At 48.0% G+C, this 20,857-nt stretch carries 21 protein-coding genes; 16 read left to right on the top strand and 5 right to left on the bottom strand.

What is annotated here, in order from left to right; genetic code table 11:
• The first annotated feature begins 1 nt into the window (after position 1).
• Together ACZ5NB_RS06355 and ACZ5NB_RS06360 are read left to right on the top strand one after the other, a co-directional pair.
• A complete protein-coding gene (locus ACZ5NB_RS06355; protein ID WP_460232193.1) occupies positions 2-532 on the top strand; it encodes a DUF2878 domain-containing protein in 531 nt (176 codons plus the stop codon).
• Positions 525-1,331 (top strand): hypothetical protein, encoded by an 807-nt coding sequence (locus tag ACZ5NB_RS06360; RefSeq protein WP_460232194.1) that lies wholly within the window; start codon positions 525-527, stop codon positions 1,329-1,331. Before ACZ5NB_RS06355 ends, ACZ5NB_RS06360 begins: the two co-directional genes overlap by 8 nt.
• 14 nt (positions 1,332-1,345) lie before the next feature.
• On the opposite strand, the gene rnt is transcribed toward ACZ5NB_RS06360, so the two are convergent.
• Together rnt and pyrC are read right to left on the bottom strand one after the other, a co-directional pair.
• Complete coding sequence (gene rnt / locus ACZ5NB_RS06365) at positions 1,346-1,960, bottom strand: ribonuclease T (RefSeq protein WP_460232982.1); 615 nt, start codon at positions 1,958-1,960, stop codon at positions 1,346-1,348.
• Positions 1,961-2,028: 68 nt separating this feature from the next.
• Positions 2,029-3,066 (bottom strand): dihydroorotase, encoded by a 1,038-nt coding sequence (gene pyrC / locus ACZ5NB_RS06370; RefSeq protein ID WP_460232195.1) that lies wholly within the window; start codon positions 3,064-3,066, stop codon positions 2,029-2,031.
• A gap of 202 nt (positions 3,067-3,268) precedes the next feature.
• Between pyrC and ACZ5NB_RS06375 the strand changes: the two genes are divergently transcribed.
• The 11 genes from ACZ5NB_RS06375 to ACZ5NB_RS06425 all read left to right on the top strand — a co-directional run bounded on the left by ACZ5NB_RS06375 (position 3,269) and on the right by ACZ5NB_RS06425 (position 15,122).
• Positions 3,269-4,183, top strand: coding sequence for a flagellar protein MotY (locus ACZ5NB_RS06375; protein WP_460232196.1), 915 nt, complete (start codon positions 3,269-3,271; stop codon positions 4,181-4,183).
• A gap of 185 nt (positions 4,184-4,368) precedes the next feature.
• Positions 4,369-5,601 carry an argininosuccinate synthase gene (locus tag ACZ5NB_RS06380; RefSeq protein WP_460232197.1) on the top strand — a complete coding sequence of 411 codons (1,233 nt, stop codon included), beginning with the start codon at positions 4,369-4,371 and terminating at the stop codon, positions 5,599-5,601.
• 438 nt (positions 5,602-6,039) lie between these two features.
• Positions 6,040-7,479 (top strand): cytochrome-c oxidase, cbb3-type subunit I, encoded by a 1,440-nt coding sequence (ccoN, locus tag ACZ5NB_RS06385; RefSeq protein WP_460232198.1) that lies wholly within the window; start codon positions 6,040-6,042, stop codon positions 7,477-7,479.
• Positions 7,480-7,535: 56 nt separating this feature from the next.
• Positions 7,536-8,147 carry a cytochrome-c oxidase, cbb3-type subunit II gene (gene ccoO / locus ACZ5NB_RS06390; RefSeq protein WP_460232199.1) on the top strand — a complete coding sequence of 204 codons (612 nt, stop codon included), beginning with the start codon at positions 7,536-7,538 and terminating at the stop codon, positions 8,145-8,147.
• Positions 8,148-8,180: 33 nt separating this feature from the next.
• On the top strand, positions 8,181-8,363 hold the full coding sequence (locus ACZ5NB_RS06395) for a cbb3-type cytochrome oxidase subunit 3 (RefSeq protein WP_460232200.1): 183 nt from the start codon (positions 8,181-8,183) through the stop codon (positions 8,361-8,363).
• 84 nt (positions 8,364-8,447) lie between these two features.
• Positions 8,448-9,353, top strand: a complete 906-nt coding sequence (gene ccoP, locus ACZ5NB_RS06400) for a cytochrome-c oxidase, cbb3-type subunit III (RefSeq protein WP_460232201.1) — start codon at positions 8,448-8,450, stop codon at positions 9,351-9,353.
• A 173-nt stretch (positions 9,354-9,526) separates the two neighbouring features.
• Positions 9,527-10,921: a cytochrome c oxidase accessory protein CcoG gene (gene ccoG, locus ACZ5NB_RS06405; protein WP_460232202.1), complete on the top strand. Its 1,395-nt coding sequence runs from the start codon at positions 9,527-9,529 to the stop codon at positions 10,919-10,921.
• A 179-nt stretch (positions 10,922-11,100) separates the two neighbouring features.
• Positions 11,101-11,640 (top strand): FixH family protein, encoded by a 540-nt coding sequence (locus tag ACZ5NB_RS06410; protein ID WP_460232203.1) that lies wholly within the window; start codon positions 11,101-11,103, stop codon positions 11,638-11,640.
• An 11-nt stretch (positions 11,641-11,651) separates the two neighbouring features.
• The gene (locus ACZ5NB_RS06415; protein ID WP_460236465.1) at positions 11,652-14,120 is read left to right on the top strand and encodes a heavy metal translocating P-type ATPase; all 2,469 of its coding nucleotides are present in this window, start codon (positions 11,652-11,654) and stop codon (positions 14,118-14,120) included.
• Positions 14,121-14,173: 53 nt separating this feature from the next.
• Positions 14,174-14,383 carry a cbb3-type cytochrome oxidase assembly protein CcoS gene (gene ccoS, locus ACZ5NB_RS06420; protein ID WP_460236466.1) on the top strand — a complete coding sequence of 70 codons (210 nt, stop codon included), beginning with the start codon at positions 14,174-14,176 and terminating at the stop codon, positions 14,381-14,383.
• A 25-nt stretch (positions 14,384-14,408) separates the two neighbouring features.
• Entirely contained in the window at positions 14,409-15,122 is a 714-nt protein-coding gene (locus ACZ5NB_RS06425) for a sulfite exporter TauE/SafE family protein (protein WP_460236467.1), read from the top strand.
• A gap of 151 nt (positions 15,123-15,273) precedes the next feature.
• Here ACZ5NB_RS06425 and ACZ5NB_RS06430 read toward each other — a convergent pair whose 3' ends face one another.
• From ACZ5NB_RS06430 to ACZ5NB_RS06440, 3 genes are all read right to left on the bottom strand, one after another.
• Positions 15,274-16,722 (bottom strand): spinster family MFS transporter, encoded by a 1,449-nt coding sequence (locus ACZ5NB_RS06430; RefSeq protein WP_464107886.1) that lies wholly within the window; start codon positions 16,720-16,722, stop codon positions 15,274-15,276.
• Positions 16,723-16,968: 246 nt separating this feature from the next.
• Positions 16,969-17,649: a cytochrome b/b6 domain-containing protein gene (locus tag ACZ5NB_RS06435; RefSeq protein WP_460232208.1), complete on the bottom strand. Its 681-nt coding sequence runs from the start codon at positions 17,647-17,649 to the stop codon at positions 16,969-16,971.
• Positions 17,650-17,651: 2 nt separating this feature from the next.
• A complete protein-coding gene (locus tag ACZ5NB_RS06440) occupies positions 17,652-18,119 on the bottom strand; it encodes a c-type cytochrome (RefSeq protein ID WP_460232209.1) in 468 nt (155 codons plus the stop codon).
• Between the two features lie 273 nt (positions 18,120-18,392).
• On the opposite strand from ACZ5NB_RS06440, the gene ACZ5NB_RS06445 reads away from it, so the two are divergent.
• The 3 genes from ACZ5NB_RS06445 to ACZ5NB_RS06455 all read left to right on the top strand — a co-directional run bounded on the left by ACZ5NB_RS06445 (position 18,393) and on the right by ACZ5NB_RS06455 (position 20,822).
• A complete protein-coding gene (locus ACZ5NB_RS06445; RefSeq protein ID WP_460232210.1) occupies positions 18,393-19,448 on the top strand; it encodes a COX15/CtaA family protein in 1,056 nt (351 codons plus the stop codon).
• A 118-nt stretch (positions 19,449-19,566) separates the two neighbouring features.
• The gene (locus tag ACZ5NB_RS06450) at positions 19,567-20,169 is read left to right on the top strand and encodes a Yip1 family protein (protein ID WP_460232211.1); all 603 of its coding nucleotides are present in this window, start codon (positions 19,567-19,569) and stop codon (positions 20,167-20,169) included.
• A 158-nt stretch (positions 20,170-20,327) separates the two neighbouring features.
• Positions 20,328-20,822 (top strand): Crp/Fnr family transcriptional regulator, encoded by a 495-nt coding sequence (locus ACZ5NB_RS06455; protein WP_460232212.1) that lies wholly within the window; start codon positions 20,328-20,330, stop codon positions 20,820-20,822.
• Positions 20,823-20,857: the final 35 nt, after the last annotated feature.

Raw genomic sequence — 20,857 nt, forward strand, 5'->3', positions numbered from 1 at the left:
AATGAACCAAGCTTCTTGGGTTGTCAATGTCGGAAACGCCGTGATTTTTCAAGTGGGTTGGTTCTTGTCCCTATTTTTTTATGATAGCAGCCTCGTGGTTTTGGTCGCGCTGGTCATGGTGTTGATTGCCAACCAGCTTCTGTCCGCCTTTTCTCGAGCTGAGTGGTTTGTTGTTGGTGTTGTGTCAGTTGCCGGTTGCGTGATGGATCAACTCTTGGGTTTGATGGGTGTCTTCGAGTTTTCGGGCGGCGTTTTAATTCCTCTCTGGTTAGTGTCGATTTGGATAATGTTTGCGACGTTACTCGTTCGCAGCCTGAATTGGCTTGTCTCTAAAAAATCGCTTAGCGTTATCCTGGCCTTTCTGTTTGCACCTCTGTCGTATTTTTCTGGCGCTAAACTGACGGGGGTTAGTTTCGGACTGTCAGCGGAGATATCGATGCTAACTGTTGCATGCTGCTGGGCTTTGATGTTGCCCGCTATGCTTTGGATTACTGAGTCATTCACCTCCGACCGAGGTTGTGCCAATGCGTGAGCGCTTTTTGCAATATCGACACAATCAGATTTTAGGTTTGTGCAGCGTTGTAACTTACCTGGTGCTAAGTTTCTGTCCGGCAGTGTTATCGGCTCAGGATCTCAACACAACACTATTGTTGGAAAAGGAGTGGCTTGCTGCCGCTGAGTATGAACTTCCCTATCTTATCGGTAATGCGCGCGATAGGAAAACTGGCCAGCATCTATACACCGAATACCATTATTCGCGAGGAGCAGCTGGCTCTCATTCAGTGGTGTATCGCGATGATCAAAGCAAAATTATTGCCTTTAAAAAGTTGCGTTACGGTGAATTAGCAACACGGCCAGCCGTGTTTCAATACAACTACCTTGTAGGCGAAGTAGTGTCTGTAAAAAGGTTGAATGATAATCAGCTGAGTATCACATACCGTGAAACAGTAAATGAAGGCGAAAGAACGCAAGCGTTGAGTGTTGACGATAGTATAGTTGTTGATGCTGGTTTTGATGGCTTGGTTAGAAACAATTGGAGCATGAGTGTAGAGGACGACATAGATTTCCAGTTTCTCGTCCCTTCGAGGTTGTCCAGCTACTCATTTCGACTGGCGTCTGTATCTTGTGCTGAAAATCGAGAGGCGAGATGTTTTGAAGCTGCGCCATCTTCTTGGTTGTTGAGGCGTTTTGTTGCCCCAATTCGAGTTGACTACGATGCAGAAAGTCAACGGTTGATGAAATTTTCAGGTTTGGGGAATATCGCAAACGCGTCGGGCGATTACATGTCGGTTGATATTGACTATAAGTACCCAAGTTACAATTTCGACTAGCGATATTGTTCGCGTTAGTTGTTTTCTGGCAGCGGCCAGCCACCCAAGGACTTCCACTGATTAACGATGCGGCAGAAAAGCTCGGCGGTTTTTTGCGCATCGTAGGCAGCTGAGTGCGCGTCACTGTTGCTAAACTCAATACCACTAGCGATACAAGCTTTGGCTAATACCGTTTGACCATAAGCTAGACCACCAAGGGTGGCGGTATCAAAGCAGGAGAAAGGGTGGAACGGGTTACGTTTTATTTCGCAGCGCTCAACCGCCGCATTTAGAAAACCCAAATCAAAATGCGCGTTATGGCCAACCACTACCGCGCGATTGCAGCCAGCCGCTTTGACCGCTTTTCGAATAGGTCGGCAAAGTTCGCTAATGACAATTTCTTCGGGTTCCGCTGGGCGGTCAGGCGAATCTAAATCAATCCCTGTAAAGTCCAGCGCTGCTTGCTCGATATTGGATCCTTCGAAAGGCTCTACATGAAAATCAAGGACGTCGCCGGGAAAGAGGGTGCCGTTATCATCCATCTCCAGTGGGACCGCAGCGATTTCTAACAGCGCATCGGTCTGCGAGCTAAACCCTCCGGTTTCTACATCAATCACTACGGGTAAAAAACCACGGAAGCGTGATGCCATTAATGTTTTCGGTTCGTCCTGGTTGTCGGCAGTATTTGCGCTCAAAAGTGTATCCTAAATATAACCAATTAAAGGGTGGCAATACGCCATTGAAGTGTCTCGCCTGCGCAGAGTGGAGCGACATGTTGCTCACCAAGAGCGAGTGTTTCGGGGATTTGCCATGCGGATTTCACGAGAGTAATACTGTCATTGTTGCGTGGTAGACCGTAAAAATCCGGGCCAAAATGGCTGGCAAATGCTTCGAGGTTGTCGAGAGCGCCGGCACGTTCGAATGCCTCAGCGTACATTTCTATGGCCGTGTAAGCGGTGTAGCAACCGGCGCAGCCGCATGCGATCTCTTTTTTATTAATGGCGTGAGGGGCGGAATCGGTACCAAGGAAGAACTTCGGATTGCCACTGGTGGCGGCCTTGATTAAAGCCTGCTGGTGTTGGTTGCTTTTCAAAATGGGTAAGCAATAGTAATGAGGCCGGATGCCGCCGACTAGCAGCGCATTGCGATTAAATAATAAGTGGTGTGCAGTTACTGTAGCAGCGATGTTGTTGTTTGCGGCAGTAACAAAATCGACGGCATCTTCTGTGGAGATATGCTCAAGGACGACTTTCAAACCGGGAAATTGGTTTGTGAGTGGTTTTAACACTTGGTCGATGAATACCTGCTCGCGGTCAAAAATATCAATGTCATCATGGGTAACTTCGCCGTGCACGAGCAACTTCATGCCGACTTTTTCCATCTCTTCCAATGCTGGGTAAATGCTGCGGATGTTGGTGACTCCGGCATCTGAATTCGTTGTAGCCCCCGCAGGGTAAAGCTTGCATGCGACGATGCCTGCTTCGCTCGCTTGGCGAATGGTGTCAGGCGTAGTGTTATCGGTGAGATAGAGCACCATCAGGGGCTGGAAGCTTGAGCCTTGGGGGATTTCAGCTGTGATGCGATCTCGGTAGGCCAAAGCTTGCTCAGTGGTTGTCACTGGAGGAACTAAATTTGGCATGACAATGGCCCGCCCCATATAACGTGCAGCATCTCGGACAGTGTCTTTCAGTGTTGCACCATCCCGGAGGTGAATGTGCCAGTCGTCTGGGCGGGTAATGGTCAGTTCTGCGCTCATGATGGTGAGATTACCTATAGTTTATGCATACGATCGCGACACGTTTGGATGCTGTGTGGCGAAGGCGCATCCTACCGAAAAAGGCCGTTAAAGCACAGGCATCTTCGGCCGATACCTATAACAATACCTGGGTTTGTTGTGTTGTGCTCTAGTACGGCAGGTTGCGACGGCGGGTGCTGGTTTTGGTGGAGTTAAACGGTTGATGTTGCGATTCGTGGTTATTTTGTTGGTTGGCATAGTGGCATGGAGTACGTCCTGCCTGGCCGTTAAATACGATACCGACATTACCGAGTCTGAGTGGGTGGTTAATGTTTCGATTTTCGAATGCCGGTTGGTTCATGGGATCGAGTTCTACGGTGATGCAGTGTTTTATCAGCGAGCCGGTGAGTCTCAGCGCTTTGTCATCGACTCTGATACCCCACGCTTAAAAAGCGGGCAGGCATCACTTAAATCCCATGCTCCTGTGTGGGTTAAGCATGCCGCTGGCAAGGATATGGGGTATGTACAGGTTCGCCAGGGAAACACCCCTATTCGCTTAGATACGCGTTTATCTCAACGGGTACTGACAGAATTGCATCAAGGGATGGAAGTCGTTTTCACGCGGAGACCGTGGTACGGCGCTGAAAAATCCGTTGAGGTTGCTATTTCTGCCGTCAACTTCCGGGCGGCCTATGATCGCTATCTTGGTTGTTTGTCCGGGCTGTTGCCGGTCAATTTTGAGCAGATAGAGCGTACCAGTATTTATTTTGGCTCTAGTAAGGAAGCGCTAAACCCATCGGAGGTTGAGAAACTCGATAATATTGGTTTGTACTTTAAAGCCGATGGTGAGATTAGCCAGTTTTACGTTGACGGCCATACCGACAGCCTAGGATCTCGAGTAGAGAATTTTGAGCTGGCACGGGAACGGGCCGAAATGGTGACCAAATTTTTGGTGGCTAGGGGCGTCCCCCCTGAGATGATCGTTACTCGCTGGCATGGAGAAAGGTATCCCGTGGCCAGTAACCAGACCAGGAAAGGGCGAGCACAAAACCGCCGGGTGACCATCCGCTTGGTGAAAGGGAGTTCTGATGAGGAGCCGGAATTCCCTGATGAAACTGATCAAATGGCCTCTCGCTAAGTAAGATCCATCCCAATCTGCCACTAGCTCTACACTTGCTGTAGGTTTCCCGCTACAATGCGCGCCGATCACCGGCTCGCTCGTTCGATTGCGCTGTCATCTGTCCGGCCTTACGCTTATTCACTCGCGTGCAATCGTGCGATCAAATCGCCTCGATGTCTCATTTCCGTCCGTTGGAGAAGTTCATGTCTGCAAATGCATCCATTAAAAAAGTCGTCCTCGCTTATTCAGGTGGGTTGGATACCTCAGTGATTGTTCGCTGGTTGCAAGAAACCTACGATTGCGAAGTGGTGACATTTACTGCGGATATCGGGCAAGGGGAAGAGGTCGAGCCCGCTCGTGCAAAGGCAGAAGCCTTGGGCGTGAAAGAAATTTACATTGATGATTTGCAAGAAGAGTTTGTGCGTGACTACGTGTTTCCAATGTTTCGTGCAAACACCATTTATGAAGGCGAATACCTGCTCGGTACATCAATCGCGCGTCCGTTAATCGCTAAGCGATTGATAGAAATTGCCAACGAGACCGGTGCAGATGCTATCTGCCATGGTGCTACCGGTAAGGGTAATGACCAAGTGCGTTTTGAGTTGGGTGCTTATGCGCTTAAGCCTGGTATCCACGTGATCGCACCGTGGCGCGAGTGGGACTTAACGTCACGTGAGACGTTGATGGCATATTGCAAAGAGCACAATATTCCTGTGGACTTTTCCTCGAACAAGAAAAAATCCCCGTATTCAATGGATGCAAACTTGCTGCACATTTCATATGAAGGTGACATCCTTGAAGATCCCTGGCAAGAAGCTGAAGACGACATGTGGCGCTGGTCTGTCAGTCCTGAAGCTGCGCCTGATCAGCCAACTTATCTTGAGTTAACTTACCGCTGTGGCGACATTGTTGCTATCAATGGTGAAGAGATGTCAGCGGCTCAGGTACTGGCGTTTCTGAATAAAGTCGCGGGAGAAAATGGTATCGGGCGTTTAGATATCGTCGAAAACCGATATGTCGGTATGAAGTCTCGTGGTTGTTATGAAACGCCAGGGGGCACGGTTATGTTGAAAGCTCACCGCGCTATCGAGTCGATCACTCTAGACCGCGAAGTCACACATCTCAAAGATAGCTTTATGCCCAAGTATGCGGAGCTTATCTACAACGGCTACTGGTGGAGTCCAGAGCGCAAAATGTTGCAGGCGGCAATTGATGAGTCGCAACAAGTCGTTAATGGCGATGTGCGGGTCAAGCTCTACAAAGGTAACGTATCGGTAGTTGGTCGTCGTTCTGATGACAGTTTGTTTGATGAAAGCATTGCGACCTTTGAAGACGATGCTGGGGCATACAATCAAAAAGACGCGGAAGGCTTTATTAAACTCAATGCGCTCCGAATGCGAATTGCTGCTAACAAAGGACGCAGTCCCCTCAAATAAGGCTCTCACGAAAGAGCCTTTTTCTGTTACTGCGCTGAAGCAGGGCATCATTCAGCTCAGTTATACCGTGTATTTGGTAGATGCTGACACCCAAACTCATCTTTAGTTGATATCTATCAATAGCGTCTCACGCTGTATAAAAGATAATGGCCGCCAAGACGAAAGCAGTCTCGGCGGGACTTTTTTTATATTTTCGGTCGATAAACTGCAGTTTGAAAACTATAATGACGCCAACGCGTTTTGGCTCTGTGGAAGAGTTATAGTTTTGCTTGGGGCAAATCGTGGTTCTTAATAATTTTGCAGTCTGTAGTGAACACTATGGGACGAGCGCCTTACCAAGAATCCCATGATCCTGTTCTAGGAAATACACCGCAATAATTTTGAAGTGTTACGTTCGTTATCACCGTTTGTACGAACAAATGTGAGGAAAAACCTGTTATGACACATGAGTCTAATGGATCGGTAGAAGCCTATAATTATAAAGTTGTTAGGCAATTCGCCATCATGACGGTCGTTTGGGGTGTGGTTGGCATGTTGGTTGGCGTCATTCTCGCCGTTCAACTTGTGTTTCCACAAGTCAACGACATTTGGCAACCCTTTACCCATTTTGGGCGTCTTCGTCCACTTCATACGAATGCGGTTATTTTTGCATTCGGTGGTTGTGCGTTGTTCACTACCTCCTACTATGTTGTCCAGCGGACTTGTCAGGCGAAATTATTTGGTGGCTTTTTAATTCCATTTACCTTTTGGGGTTGGCAACTGGTCATTGTCGCGGCCGCTATTACATTGCCGATGGGTTTCACCACGTCAAAAGAGTATGCCGAGCTAGAGTGGCCAATTGATATTTTGATTACATTGGTTTGGGTAGCCTATGCGATTGTTTTCTTTGGCACTATCGTCAAGCGCAAGACATCCCACATCTATGTTGCAAACTGGTTTTTCGGTTCATTCATTATTACCGTCGCTGTGTTGCATTTGGTAAACAGCGCAGCGATTCCAGTGGGTTTGTTTAAGTCTTACTCTGCTTATGCCGGTGCTGCCGATGCGATGGTGCAGTGGTGGTATGGCCATAATGCAGTAGGCTTTTTCTTGACTGCTGGGTTCTTGGGCATCATGTATTACGTGGTTCCTAAGCAAGCCGGTCGCCCCGTTTTCTCTTACCAACTTTCCATTGTGCATTTCTGGGCTTTGGTTGCACTTTACATCTGGGCCGGCCCGCATCACCTTCATTACTCTGCATTACCAGACTGGGCTCAAAGTTTAGGAATGGTTATGTCCTTAATGTTGCTGGCGCCAAGCTGGGGGGGCATGATTAATGGGATCATGACGTTGTCGGGTGCGTGGCATAAGTTGGCGACTGATCCAACCCTACGTTTCCTTGTTGTCTCTTTATCGTTTTACGGCATGTCGACCTTTGAAGGTCCGATGATGTCGATTAAAACGGTGAACGCTTTGTCGCATAACACCGACTGGACTATCGGCCACGTACACTCCGGTGCGTTGGGTTGGGTAGCAATGATTTCAATCGGTGCGATCTATCATTTATTGCCTTCTCTATATCGAACTCCAGGAATGTGGAGCGTGAAACTGATTAACACGCACTTCTGGTTAGCGACTATCGGTACCGTACTATACATCGCGTCGATGTGGGTTAACGGCATTATGGAAGGTTTGATGTGGCGAGCATTTAACGTTGACGGCACGTTGACTTATAGCTTCGTAGAATCAGTTGCAGCGAAAGGCCCAGGCAACATTGTCCGTGCAATAGGTGGAGCATTGTTCCTATTGGGTATGCTGATTATGTCTTACAACGTGTTCCGCACTATTCAACAGGGTGGAACGCAAGTAACTGAAGCTGTAGAGCCACAAGCGGCTTAAGCTCGACGGTTAATTTATTCTCAACGTTATAGCAAAAAGACAGTGGAGAACTTAGCGTGAAGAATCACGATATAGTTGAAAAGAATATTTTTCTAATGGGAATTTTGGTGGTTGTTGCCATCAGTTTCGGTACCTTGGTCGAAACAGTTCCAATGTTTTTCTTAAAAGAAACCACCGAACCGGTCGAAGGTCTAAAGCCTTTAACTGCTGTTCAGTTGGAAGGGCGTGATATTTATATTCGTGAAGGTTGTACCGTTTGTCATACGCAAATGATCCGGCCTTTGCGCGCGGAGGTAGAGCGCTACGGTCATTACTCCGTGGCTGGTGAATCTGTTTATGAGCATCCGTTCCTGTGGGGATCAAAACGTACTGGGCCTGACCTGGCACGTGTTGGTGGTTTGTACTCTGATGATTGGCATCGGGTGCATTTGTTTAATCCGCGAGCGGTTGTCCCCGAGTCGAATATGCCGGCTTTCCCTTGGTTGCTTGATAATGAGTTGGACGGCAAAGGTACTGCGGCGAAAATGCGTGGTCTTCGCTTAGTCGGTGTGCCTTATACCGATGAAGACATCGCTGGTGCGGAGGCTGCTGTAGCAGGTACCAAAGAAGTGGATGCACTCATCGCATATTTACAGCAGCTTGGCACGCTGTTAACTCATAAACGCTAGAGTTTAGCGCTAAATTTGAGTGAGGCGAAAACAATGGATATCAATACGTGGCGCGGTATTTCAACAATTATTGTGATGATTGCATTCATTGCTATTTGTTGGTGGGCGTTTGCGCCTCGACGCAAAAAACGTTTCGACGATGCGGCAAACCTACCGTTTGCTGATGAGTCGCAACATTCGCGCACAACAGAGAGCGTCGGCGAGAAAGAACGCTAACGCTATTTAGTGAGTTAAGCCGCGGCTTGCTGGCGAGTCGCGAAGTGGTAGCCAACTGGCTGCCTTCATAAGTCAGGAGTCATTATGAGTCTCTTTTGGAATCTTTGGATCATTGTCTTAACGGTTATTGCAATCGTACTGGTGATGTGGGTGCTCCTAGCCAACCGCAAGGTGGCTAAGCGCGATGATGTTGATCAAGAGAACCGCACAACGGGTCACGTTTACGACGGTATCGAGGAGTATGATAATCCGTTACCACGCTGGTGGTTCCAGATGTTTATTCTTACGTTTATTTTTACCGTGATATACCTCATTTTATATCCTGGCCTAGGTTCATGGCCCGGGGTGCTAGGCTGGACGTCAGAAAATCGCTTAGAAAATGAATTTGCGAAGGCGGATGAGCGCTATTCAGCGATGTATTCGGATATTATGGGGCAGTCGATTGCTGAGCTTGCTGACGATCCTCGCGCGCAGAAAATGGGCGTTCGCTTGTTCTCCACGCACTGTGCTGTTTGTCACGGAGCTGATGGGGGTGGTAACTTTGGATTCCCGAATTTAACTGACGGCGAATGGATTTGGGGTGGTTCTCCTGAAAACATCAAAGCAAGTATTACTCATGGTCGAGTAGGTCAAATGCCAGCTTGGGGCGGCATTCTTGGCGAGCAGGGTGTGTTATCAGTGACTGAATATGTGCTGCAGCTTTCTGGTCAGGATCATGATGAAGCGCTCGCCTCAAAAGGTGCACCGTTATTTCAGCAAAGCTGTGCAGCCTGTCATATGGCAGATGGAACAGGAAACCCTATGCTTGGCGCGCCTAGCTTAGCTGATTCTGATTCATGGCTATATAGCGGTTCTCGCGAGGGTATTGCACAAACCATTCGATCTGGTCGAAATGGCATTATGCCTGCGCAAGCAGAAACGTTGCGCGAGGAGAAGATTCATCTACTCAGCGCTTACGTATACAACTTGTCACAACGCTTTGCAGAGTAGTACTGCCAACTTAGTACCCGCTCTTATAATAAAGCCCCGGAACGTGATTCTGGGGCTCTCTTCGATGTCTGCAACCAGGAAGGGCACTTTCCTTCTCTCTTTCCGCTACACTTTATGTATAGTCTTGTACATCACACACCGCGTTAATGTGATGTTTGAAAAGGTGGTTATAAATGCAAAAGGGTGATCAGATCGCTTCAGATAAACCGAAGCAATACCGCGAATTGTATGTTGCAGACGATAAAATTTACACACGAAAGATAACCGGTTTTTTTACCAAAGTTCGCCGTTATACGGGGATGCCTTTGTTAGCCGGTTTTTTGCTTTGTCCTTGGTTGATTCTTGATGGTCGCCCGGCCATGTTGTTCGATTTACCCGCACGAAAATTCCATGTTTTTTGGCTGACTTTCTGGCCTCAAGATGCGATGTACTTGGCTTGGTTGCTTATTATGGCGGCCTTCCTCCTGTTCACTATTACCGTGCTGGTTGGGCGTGTCTATTGTGGTTACACCTGCCCGCAAACGGTTTGGACAATGATGTTTATACGCGTCGAAAGCTTTATTCAAGGTGATCGGAACGCGCGAATCAAGCTAGATAAGCAACCCTGGGATAGTCAAAAGATATTTAAAAAGGGAGCAACTTACGCCACCTGGTTTTTGATTGCATTGGTCACGGCGTTGACTTTCGTTGGTTACTTTGTCCCGATTCGAGAATTGATTTCGTCGATTGTCAATTTAACGGTGCATCCCGTGGCGGCGTTTTGGGTTGCCTTCTTTACTGGGGCAACGTTCCTGAATGCGGGTTTCATGCGCGAGCAAGTGTGCAAATATATGTGTCCTTATGCTCGCTTCCAATCGGTGATGTATGACAAGAATACATTGGCTGTTCGCTATGATGCCTCTCGGGGGGAGAGTCGAGGTCCTCGCAAACCTAAAGAGGATTATAAAGCCAAGGGCTTAGGGGATTGTATCGACTGTTCCTGGTGTGTGCAGGTGTGCCCGGTCAATATTGATATTCGAGACGGGACTCAATACGAGTGTATTGATTGCGGTTTATGCGTTGATGCCTGTAACAGCGTCATGGATAAGTTAGGTTACGAGCGAGGTCTTATTCGCTACGCGACGGTTGAAAGTATCGAAGGTAAAAAGGCACATATTATTCGCCCTCGCCTTATCGGATATTTATTGGCGTTGTGTGTAATGGCGACGTTATTTTCGATATCTATCGCTAACCGAGTGCCGGTGGGTATGGATGTGCTACGAGATCGTGGTGTTAACCTCTATCGAGTTCGTGGGGAGAATGTTGAAAACGTGTACTCTTTGCGTGTGAATAATAAAGACCGAGATCCTCATTATTACAATGTCTCCGTCAGGGGTATTGAAGACGCGAAACTTTTGGGTAATACCCGAATCTATTTGGAAGAGGGTGAAATTCTAACGGTACCTGTTCGCTTGTCGATTCCAAAGAGTGCGTTATCGGCGAGTAACATCGGCGTTGAGTTTTACGTGCAAGCCGAAGATAACGCAGAAATGGAAGCGTCACATATTGCACGCTTCTTAAGTCCTTAGTCGCTTTCTACCAGCCAGCTATATCAGCTGGCTGGTAGTTTGCTTTTATCGATTTAAGTAATCTCAACCTGAGTTCGGAAATCGGAACTTGAAAAGATAACTATGGGTGATTTTCAGCCGGCAGTGAAAATTAATCGCTGTTCAGCGGAGGCAATCACTTTGATCGGTTTTTATCAGTTATGACAGAGCATTTAGTAGACCCATCCACCATTCCTGCTTACAAACAAAAGTGGTTCTGGTTCATCATGTCACCACTTATTCTGGTGATTATTGCGTGTTGTATTACCGTGACTATAGCGGTTTCCAATCGCGATGATGTGGTTATTGGTGATTACTACAAAGAAGGTTTACTGCTTAACGAGAAAAAAAGCCAGCAAGAACTCGCTGCGAAACTTGGCCTACGCGGCCAGCTAACATTTGATGCTGAATTGGCTGAGGTTGTTCTTCGGCTACAAGCTACGTCTGCTAGTGAGCCGTTGCCATCGTCAATGACCTTAAAGATGAGCCATCCAGCGTTTTCCGATCGAGATGCGACGATAACAATGAAAAAAATTGCCGGCGCAGATTCTTTATCGTTCATCTATTCAGCCGAGTACCTTGGTGAATGGAACAATCGCTGGTACTGGCATCTGGAACCCGCTGCACAGGCTACTGGGGGGTGGCAACTGAAAGGTGAGATCGATTTTAGCCAGTCAAATAGCGTTGACATTCAAGGTTGATTTAATTCGCTATGACCGCTTCTTGTTACCAATGCGGGCTTCCAATCCCTCCTGCTATCGATGTATCCGCAACTATTAACAACCAGCCTCGAGAGTTCTGTTGTACGGCGTGTTTGGCTGTGGCAGAACTTATTGAAGGAGCTGGGTTAGACAACTTTTATCGTTACCGAAAAGACTTTGTTGCCCCTGAAACCTCGCAAGCCGCCGATGCCGCCAATTCCGTCGATTATACAGCTTGGGATAACCCCGAGATAAATCATGAGTTTGTTACCTCGTCAGACGATGGTTGTCAGCAGGCCAATTTGTATATCGAGGGTATTCACTGTGCGGCGTGCGCTTGGTTAATTGAAGAGTATTTGTCTCGAGATGAAGCGGTAGAAACTGTCAGTGTTAACTCAGCTACCCATCGCTGCTTGCTAAAGTGGAAAGACAATACCAGATTGTCATCATTGCTGAAAAAATTTACTGAGATCGGTTACCAGCCAAAACCTGCGATTGCTACCGAGACGGTCAAAGCGGCACAGCATGAAAATCGGCTGGCGTTGATGCGGCTTGGTGTTGCGGGTTTTGCTATGGTGCAGGTCGGTATGTTTGCCGTTGCGCTTTATGCTGGCGCACTTCAAGGCATGGACGCTGAATGGCAATGGCTATTGCGAGCAGTGAGCGCGGCAGTGGCAACACCTGTGGTTTTATTTAGCGCGCGACCTTTTTTTAAAGGCGCCTTCCATGCTTTAAAAACGCGGCACCTGACCATGGACGTGCCTGTTGCGTTAGCCATTGGGCTGGCCTATGTGGCGAGTTGTTGGGCGACTATAACAAACTCAGGGGAGGTGTATTTTGACTCCGTGAGTATGTTTACTTTTTTTCTATTGAGCGGTCGTTACCTAGAAATGCGCGTAAGGCATAGGAACGAGTCTGCCGTTAACCAACTATCGAGTATGTTGCCGCACTATGCTCAGCGGATAAAACGTAACAGCGAACAGTCGGAAGGAGCTGGGTCAGCAACTGAAACCGTTATGCTCCATCAGATTGCGGTGAATGATTACATCCTCGTGAAAGAAGGTGGCACTATACCGGTCGACGGCGAAGTAATTGACGGTGCCAGTCATGTCGATGAGTCAATGCTGACCGGCGAAGCCCAAGCGGTTACGCGATCCATCGGTGATAACGTTGCGGCCGGAACAATAAACTTATCGGGCGGGTTAGTCATTAAAGTCACTGCTGTAGGTCGTGCTACGCGCCTTTCCGCTATTAAGCACTTGATGGATGAGGCGCTTCATCAAAAACCGTCACAAGTATCACAAGCCGATCGATTGGCGGGCTATTTTGTTGCAGCAGTATTAGTCGTCGCTTCTGCCGTTGCGCTGGTTTGGTATTTCGTTCATCCAGCTGATGCGCTGTGGGTAACACTCTCTGTTTTGGTGGTGACCTGCCCATGCGCTTTATCATTGGCTACTCCTGTTAGTTTAACGGCGGCGATTCATCGTTTGCGACAGCTCGGCTTGTTAGTCACTAAACCACATGTTTTGGAAAACCTCGCGTATATTGATTACGTCATTTTCGACAAAACAGGAACGTTGACGGCCGCAAATATAACCCTACATGCTATCGAGATTAATCAATCCCGGCACTTTACCAACGACAGCGCGGTAGAGATTGCAAGCGCGTTAGAGAAGCACTCATCACATCCGCTGGCGGCAGTGTTCAAAAAGCTCGGAACAACTCGTTCTGCTGATAATATACAGACTGTACTCGGTGCGGGTGTTCAAGGAAGTATTGATGGTCAGGAGTATCGACTAGGTAGTTGGCTCTTTGCAAAAGAAGCCGCGGCAAGCGGTGGGACCAGTTCGAGTTTAGATTTGCTTGAAGATGACAGTCGCTCGCAAGGAATTTGGCTATTTGATCAGCATGGTTGGATCGCACACTTCTTGGTAAGTGATTCTGTTCGAGCGGAAGCGGCCTCAGTTGTATCTGCGCTACTGTCGCATGGCACCGGAGTAGAGTTGCTTAGTGGTGACCATCAGACACCAGTTAAAGTGGTCGCAGATGCTGTGGGGATAGACAACTACCGTTCAAGCGTTAGTCCGGAAGATAAATTGAAGCGCGTCAGTCAGCTACAGCGCTTAGGCCACCGGGTGCTGATGGTAGGCGACGGGCTAAATGATTTACCCGTTTTAAGCGGTGCTGATGTGTCGATGGCGATGTCTTCGGCTACGGATTTAGCGCAAATTCAGGCTGATAGCGTTTTATTGAATAATGATTTACGTGTGGTTGAACACGCATTAGGAATTGGAGAGTATTGTCGGCGTATCATTCGGCAAAATTTGAGTTGGGCTGTGGCGTACAATATTTTAGCCCTACCGCTCGCAGCCGCTGGATTAGTGCCACCTTATTTGGCGGCCATTGGTATGTCTTTAAGTTCGTTGTTAGTCATACTGAATGCGACACGGTTGTATGGGTTTGCAAAAAAACCTCGCTAGGACAAACGGCAGAGCGCGTAAGTACGAGATAATTTTCGCGGAAGATGAAAACTATGGAAGTTCTTTATTTGTTAATCCCGCTTGTGTTGGTGGCTATTGGTATTGCAATGGGCGTGTTGTTTTGGGCGATTAAAAGTGGCCAATATGATGACCTTGATAAAGAATCGCAACGAATACTACTGGATGATGATAATGCCCCAGTCAGTAGCAACCATCATGACGAGCAATCACCTCCTAAACAACGTGACAGCGCTAGCGAATAACAAGCGCAGCAACAGCTAATTCGATATGACAGAAGAACTGATTAGCATTGCAAGTGCATTTACTGTGGGTTTAATGGGTAGTGTGCATTGCATTGGTATGTGTGGAGGGATTGCCTCCGCGCTGGGTGTGTCTTCAGGCAATGACAACACGCGCAGTCGTTGGCTATACAATGTTCTCTACAACGTCGGGCGCTTGATTAGCTACGCATTCATGGGTGGAGTCTTGGGGTGGCTGATCCATCTAGATCCGCATGCCATGCACGGTATGGGTGATGGAGAACATCACCATCAGGGTGTTTCAGTTGGAAAGCTGTTGTCTGGTGCCTTGCTCATTGCGATGGGCTTGTACTTGGCGGGTTGGTGGTACGGTTTGGTAAAACTGGAAAAACTGGGCCATATACTTTGGCGAAGAATCCAGCCGCTTACACAGCGCGTGATGCCTGTTGACCGATTCTACAAGGCGTTATGTTTGGGACTGTTGTGGGGCTGGCTACCCTGTGGCCTGGTGTATTCCGCCTTAGCTTTCAGTGCTACCCAGGACAATACATTCATGTCTGCTGCAACTATGTTTGCGTTTGGCCTGGGGACTGCCCCTGCGCTGGTGGTGTCTGGTGTGTTTGCCCAGCAAGTACAAACGTTCTCGCGACGACCTATTGTTCGGCATGTCATGGGCGCGTTAATTCTTGCTTTTGGTTTGTGGACTGTTTCGAGCGCGCTGGGTTTATCCTTACCGCTTTAACACGTTGTGGCAGGAACGCCTGAAACTTGCTCAGTGCTGGGCGCGATTCAGTGTTGCGGTGAGTGCTGATTATTGCGTTCACTCTTCGTCAAACTGCAAATAAAAGAAGAGGGCGATTAACGCCCTCTCTCGACGTGCTAGACAATGCTCGCTATCCCCTGGCGACCATATCTTTATCCAGTCTGCGCCAGGTTAACACGAAGAATAAGGAGCTGGCTGCGTACATTAGTGCAACAATGACCATCGCCGTTTGAAGGCTTTGTGCGTACACCTGTCCACAAACGTCCTGCAGGTTCTGGCTGAGCTCAGCCACCACACGCGGGTGGCATTGGTTTCGAGCTAACTCTTCCGCAGTTACCCCTAAATCTGCTATACCGCTGCTAAAGAATATATCTGAGATAGTTCCGATAAATAATGGACCAAAGCCGTAACCAATGAGGTTCACGACAAAGAGCAGTACCGCTGTAGCCATTGCGCGTACACGCATTGTGACAACGCCTTGGCCAATAGTGTATTGAGCCGCTAGATAACCGTATTTCACGAACCCACCAATAACTAGGCCAACCGCTGCGAAAAATAGGCTTTCAGTCGTGAACGCGAAAACGTAAAAAGGAATAGACAATGCCAAACCGGCAGCGGGTACCCAGGCAATTGCCCCTGGGTGTTTCTGATAAAGTTTGGTCGCGATCCAGCCGGTTGCAAAGGTGCCAACGGCAGACGAGAGCGCTACAGGCGTATTGATCCAAATAGCGGCTTGGCCGGTAGTGATTTCGTGAGCCCGAACAAGAAATAGAGATTGGAAAGATGAAATACCATAGCCGCAGAATGCTGCAATAGTGGCGCCAGAAGACATAAGCCAGAATGCGGGCTTAGTCATTAACTCTCGTATTGCTTCGCTGAGTGGGGCACTTTCTTTTGTTTCGGTTTCGGGCGGGTCAGTATAACCTCGAGGTGGCTCGGTCACGGTCATTTTAAATATGACGGCAATGAGTAGACCAGGCAGACCAACGACTAAGAACGCGGTACGCCAATCGAATAAGTCAGTTACCCAACCACCGATTAAGTTCGCAAACATCGTACCGAGCGTCACACCCATCGCATAGAATCCAAGCGCTTGCGATCGATCTCGTGGTGCGTAGTAGTCAGCGATCAATGAATTTGCGGGGGGTGTACACCCAGCTTCACCGATACCCACACCAACTCGGCAGGCGAGGAGAATCCAAAACGCGCCGATTGTGATCGAGCCGATGGTTACTTCAGCAGCAAGGCCGCACAGCGCTGTCATTATCGACCACAATGCGACACAGACGGTCATTATCCAAACACGGTGAGCGACGTCGGCGAAGCGTGCCAATGGAATACCAACGAAAGTATAGAGAAGCGCAAAACCAAACCCAGTCAAAAGCCCAAATTGAGTGTCCGATATTCCTAAGTCTGGAATGAGATCTGGACCAACCACGGCTAATAGCCCGCGGTCGACAAAGTTCATGATATAGATGAGTGTGAGCGCGAAGAGTACGTAGGATCGGTAGGGTTTGGTGCCGAATCCTGTAACGTGACCGGAAACCTCCCCACCGGTCGCAGCAGTAGTTCCTGACATAGGTAAATCACTCCTGAATATTATTTTTTATAGTTAGGGTGGACTGTAAGTGCTAACGGACGCGTTGTCTATCTAGCGATTGTTTATCTTTATCAAGGGCGAGGATTCCCTGGCCGGTGGAGCAAGTTTTGAACGAATCCCGCTCATTTGGAATGTTGGGTCAACTACGATTAATGCTGTTTATAGGTCAGCATTAATTGTTAAATGTTTCGCAGAGTAACTGAAAAGATCAGCAAGCAGTGCATTTTAGCTAAATAGATCAAGCCAACTCTCGCCGAAGGCCCAGTAAAGTGCCGCGGCAAAACTGATAACGATCAGTAATGCAACCCATGTGGGTTTAATGTCAATGCCAGTGTGCACATTCAATTTCATCTTTCCCGTTATCATCGGTGAAATTAAATTTCGCTTTTTGTACAGCAAGTAAAATGAAATTGCTGAAATATGCAGAGCGATAACCCCTAGCAATACATCGAATAATACTTCGTGTGTCTCCGCTGCCCACCGATTAGTGCTGTAATCTACCAAATGGGATAGTGGTCCAGGTGCTAATCCGTCGACATCTTCGATAAATAGCCCAAGAATTATTTGTGCTAGCAACAATGCAATCATCGCAATAACGCTGAGACCACCCAGCGGGTTGTGACCAACAGTGTCGCCGGCGTCTTTTACGAGTAGCCGCTTGCAGTAATTTAATACGGTGCTGGGACGATGGATAAAGTTGGAAAATCTCGATGTCGTACTGCCGACGAAACCCCAAGTGATACGAAAGAGGAGGAGTGCGAGCAGTAAATACCCGGATAAATGGTGGATATCAACCCTATCGTATTCGATAGACCACCAAGACAGTAGGAAGAGTGAAACCACAGACCAATGAAAAAAACGGGTGGGAAAATCCCACACCGTTTTTGAGTTTACTTCGTTTTCCACAGTTATTCGTCTTCTTCGCGGAAATTGTCGTGGCAGTTTTTGCACGCACCACCCAGATTGCGAATTTCGCCCATAGTGGCTTGAGCGTCGCCTGATGCGGCGGCGGCCGCAAAGGCATCGGAGGCCGATACGAACTGATCAGCGGCTGCTTGGAATTCAGCGGGTTTTTCCCAGATAGACGGTAAGGCTTCGGTATCTACCCCAGAATCTGGGCCAGAACCTGCTGGGAACCACGATGGCACTTCTTTCGCTAAGCCGGCAATCGTTTGCGCAGCGCCACTTATTTTGGCCATGTCGGCAGGGGACTCTTTAAATTCATCGCGGATAGTTTTGAATGCCCCGCCGATTTTTTCGAAATTATCGTGGCGAAGTTTGGCAATTCGTTCGGCTTCTGGGTCTCCGCCTCCACCGCAGCCAACGGTGGCTAACATGACGGTACTGAGTGCGATTGAGATAAGGGTAGATTTCATTCTGTTTGGCTCCTAAGGGTGGTTGTTCGGCAACTTCATTATCTATATCTATGCGTAATCTTGGGTGACCGAATACGTCCTGTAGACCTGGGAGCCGGTCACCGCGCGTTAAATTACCAGCTTTTTGCTGGGGTTGCCATGCTCCCTCGTCCCAGGCGCTGGTAAACTGGTAGTTCAACTACCAAAACTGTTAATCCGTATTCAGCATTCCTTCCATCAAGTACAATGTCGCGCTAATATTTTTTGCCAACAGTGAATAGGTAGTAGTAAACAATGGCCCCAATTGTTCAAGATCGTGATAGTCGCCCCATCGCAATATGGCTCCTTATTTGCGCTGCTGTGATCTATGGAATGATTATTCTTGGGGGCGTTACCCGTCTGACGGAGTCAGGTTTATCGATGGTCGAGTGGAAACCACTTATGGGGATAATTCCTCCCTTGACGGAAGAGCATTGGCAAGAGACCTTCGAAAAGTACAAGCAGTTCCCTGAATACCAGAAAATAAATCGCGGTATGGATCTTTCAGGGTTCAAAAAAATCTTCGCTTTTGAGTATGCTCACCGTGTATTAGGGCGCTTGATTGGCCTCTTGTTTTTCATCCCCTTCATTTACTTTTTGATACGCGGAAAAATATCTAAGTCCCTTTCTCCTCGGCTGTGGATTTTGTTGGTACTTGGTGGGTTGCAGGGGTTAATGGGTTGGTACATGGTAAAAAGTGGGCTAGTTGATGTTCCGCGAGTCAGCCAGTATCGATTGACGGCGCATCTTGGCTTAGCGGTAGTTATATACGGCTTCATGATGTGGGTGATTTTTGACCTGCTGTTTTCCGCTGATGAGCAGCCGCAAATTAATGCGCAAGCGGCCAATCGGATAAGACGCTTTTCCATGACGTTAAACGTGTTGATTTTTCTTATGATTCTCTCGGGTGGGTTGGTTGCCGGCTTGGATGCCGGGTTTGCGTACAACACCTTTCCATTAATGGATGGAAAGTTTTTCCCTGTAGGCTTGTTTAATTTGGAGCCCTTTTGGTTGAACATTTTTAATGATGTCACGACTGTGCAGTTCAACCATCGCTTCTTCGCCTATGTTATCTCTCTTGCTGTTGCAGCATATACTCTCTACGCGCTGAGCCAACATATAGTTGGGCGTTTACGTCTAGGGGTTATTTTATTTCCAGTATTTTTGATTTTGCAGGTTTCCCTTGGGATATTGACACTAGTCTATGTGGTGCCGGTTTCTTTAGCCGCTGCGCACCAAGCGGGTGCGGTCGCGTTACTGACGGTATCACTTTTCGTGAGTCATGCAGCAAAGCGAAGCTTCGCTCAGTAACCGAACGCTCAATTGACCACTAACCTCAAAGAAAAAGGGGAAACTATTGACCTCAGACAAGGTTCCTCTAAGATTATAGGCATAACATAATAACGAAATACACGCTGAGGAAGATGCTATGTTGAACCACATGTTCGGCCTGATTTTTAGCCCGCGATCGCAGTGGCAAGCAATCAGTAATTTACCAGAAGAGTCATTCAAGCGTAATTTACCTTACGCTCTGGTGTTAGCGATTTTTCCCGCCGTTGCTTGGTACTTTGGGACCACGCAGACTGGCTGGAATATAGGTGCAGAAGGCTCCAGTATCACCATTTCTGAATCGAGCGCTATGTCCTTGGCTGGTGCGTTTTATATTGCGATGGTGTTGAGTGTTGCCGGTGTAGGGTACTTCATCCACTGGATGGCTCATACTTATGGTGCCGCATCTAATCCGGTGAAAGGTATCGTCATAGCTGGGTTTACCGCGACACCAATTTTTGTCGCAGGAATAGCTGGCATCTACCCAATATTGTGGTTGGATGTGGTTTTAGGAACCGCCGCCGTGGCCTATGCGGTCTACCTTTTGTATGTGGGTATTCCGATTGTTATGGGGATTCCGGCAGATCGTGGCTTTTTGTTTGCTAGTGCCATCGTTGCGGTTGCGCTCGTCATTCTGATTGCTGTCATGGGTGTCACTGTGATTTTCTGGGAGTTTATCTCCGAGCCTGAGTTCCAACGCTAGACCAAACCTATTCCACACGTTTCCCTATTTCTATCCATTTTCCCTCGCTAGCCTCCGGCTAGCGAGGGAAAATTATTGGCGTTTTCTTGCCAAACCTCCAGATGATCTACTTTACTTAGAATAAGCAGCACTTTTGATTGCGCTGCCTAGGAGTAATCGTGGAAGTAAACACCAGCCAGACCTCAATTGATCGAGCCCAACTTCAAAGTGTGCTCGATGCGGTGTCTATGTTTGGGGGGCTATCTGAGAACCAGGTGGAATATTTGTCTGGCAAGTTTGGCCAGCGACGTTACGCAGTGAATCAGGTCATCTTCCACGAGGGCGATCCAGCGTCAGATATATTCATCTTGCTCAGTGGGATAGCGCAGCTCGAATATGAGCATGACCAACATCCATTGTATGGTCATTGCTTTAAGGTCGGCAGCTGTTTTGGCGAAACCTCAGTGATTGGGATTCAGCCACACAGTGCTAGTGTTCGAACATTTAGCGACGTCGAAGTATTGGTGCTGTCCCGCGAGAACCTGATGGATATTTTTAATGAAGACAAGGAAGTGTTTGGCATTGTTGTGCTGAACATTGCCCGGGAGAGCTGTCGTCGCCTTAATGAGGTCAATCATTTATTAAGTTCTCATTCGCATTCTGCTGTTGCTTAATCCTTCCAATACATTACGTCATTTAACAGTGCTTA

Source organism: Aurantivibrio plasticivorans, assembly GCF_055392955.1.

What these genes read in the sequence shown, in the direction of transcription:
- ACZ5NB_RS06355 (WP_460232193.1), top strand. Translation starts at nt 2, where the DNA reads ATGAACCAAGCTTCTTGGGTTGTCAATGTCGGAAACGCCGTGATTTTT.
- ACZ5NB_RS06360 (WP_460232194.1), top strand. Translation starts at nt 525, where the DNA reads ATGCGTGAGCGCTTTTTGCAATATCGACACAATCAGATTTTAGGTTTG.
- rnt (WP_460232982.1), bottom strand. Translation starts at nt 1,960, where the DNA reads ATGGCATCACGCTTCCGTGGTTTTTTACCCGTAGTGATTGATGTAGAA.
- pyrC (WP_460232195.1), bottom strand. Translation starts at nt 3,066, where the DNA reads ATGAGCGCAGAACTGACCATTACCCGCCCAGACGACTGGCACATTCAC.
- ACZ5NB_RS06375 (WP_460232196.1), top strand. Translation starts at nt 3,269, where the DNA reads ATGTTGCGATTCGTGGTTATTTTGTTGGTTGGCATAGTGGCATGGAGT.
- ACZ5NB_RS06380 (WP_460232197.1), top strand. Translation starts at nt 4,369, where the DNA reads ATGTCTGCAAATGCATCCATTAAAAAAGTCGTCCTCGCTTATTCAGGT.
- ccoN (WP_460232198.1), top strand. Translation starts at nt 6,040, where the DNA reads ATGACACATGAGTCTAATGGATCGGTAGAAGCCTATAATTATAAAGTT.
- ACZ5NB_RS06395 (WP_460232200.1), top strand. Translation starts at nt 8,181, where the DNA reads ATGGATATCAATACGTGGCGCGGTATTTCAACAATTATTGTGATGATT.
- ccoP (WP_460232201.1), top strand. Translation starts at nt 8,448, where the DNA reads ATGAGTCTCTTTTGGAATCTTTGGATCATTGTCTTAACGGTTATTGCA.
- ccoG (WP_460232202.1), top strand. Translation starts at nt 9,527, where the DNA reads ATGCAAAAGGGTGATCAGATCGCTTCAGATAAACCGAAGCAATACCGC.
- ACZ5NB_RS06410 (WP_460232203.1), top strand. Translation starts at nt 11,101, where the DNA reads ATGACAGAGCATTTAGTAGACCCATCCACCATTCCTGCTTACAAACAA.
- ACZ5NB_RS06415 (WP_460236465.1), top strand. Translation starts at nt 11,652, where the DNA reads ATGACCGCTTCTTGTTACCAATGCGGGCTTCCAATCCCTCCTGCTATC.
- ccoS (WP_460236466.1), top strand. Translation starts at nt 14,174, where the DNA reads ATGGAAGTTCTTTATTTGTTAATCCCGCTTGTGTTGGTGGCTATTGGT.
- ACZ5NB_RS06425 (WP_460236467.1), top strand. Translation starts at nt 14,409, where the DNA reads ATGACAGAAGAACTGATTAGCATTGCAAGTGCATTTACTGTGGGTTTA.
- ACZ5NB_RS06430 (WP_464107886.1), bottom strand. Translation starts at nt 16,722, where the DNA reads ATGTCAGGAACTACTGCTGCGACCGGTGGGGAGGTTTCCGGTCACGTT.
- ACZ5NB_RS06440 (WP_460232209.1), bottom strand. Translation starts at nt 18,119, where the DNA reads ATGAAATCTACCCTTATCTCAATCGCACTCAGTACCGTCATGTTAGCC.
- ACZ5NB_RS06445 (WP_460232210.1), top strand. Translation starts at nt 18,393, where the DNA reads ATGGCCCCAATTGTTCAAGATCGTGATAGTCGCCCCATCGCAATATGG.
- ACZ5NB_RS06450 (WP_460232211.1), top strand. Translation starts at nt 19,567, where the DNA reads ATGTTGAACCACATGTTCGGCCTGATTTTTAGCCCGCGATCGCAGTGG.